Raw genomic sequence first — 268 nt, 5'->3', positions numbered from 1 at the left:
ATTTGCAGGGGCCCTGCCTTCAAGCTAATGCTTGTGTTAGTAGTTCCTCGAAGCTAAGTGAATTAACGTATCCGATTATTCCCCTAACTCGTGTTACCCACGTCTTTTTAAATTTCAATTTACGCTCTTTTAGTTGCATGGTTATATGCTTTTTTAAAAGCGTTTTACTCCAGCTGCGCTTTAGCTCATCAGGTATCTTTTCCATATAGTCTTTAACAATATCGCTATTCCCACCGTGGCGAGTGTTACTGCTAATGAAGGCTGTAGA

At 40.3% G+C, this 268-nt stretch carries 1 protein-coding gene; it reads right to left on the bottom strand.

What is annotated here, in order from left to right; genetic code table 11:
- Positions 1 to 19: 19 nt before the first annotated feature.
- Positions 20 to 268 (bottom strand): hypothetical protein (locus NLF92_RS13095; RefSeq protein WP_254102654.1); only part of this gene is annotated, 249 nt, incomplete at its 5' end.

The sequence above is a fragment of the Opacimonas viscosa genome (genome assembly GCF_024199005.1).
In the GTDB taxonomy this organism is placed as follows: Bacteria; Pseudomonadota; Gammaproteobacteria; order Enterobacterales; family Alteromonadaceae; genus Opacimonas; species Opacimonas viscosa.
This window is presented reverse-complemented; position numbering and strand designations above follow the sequence as displayed.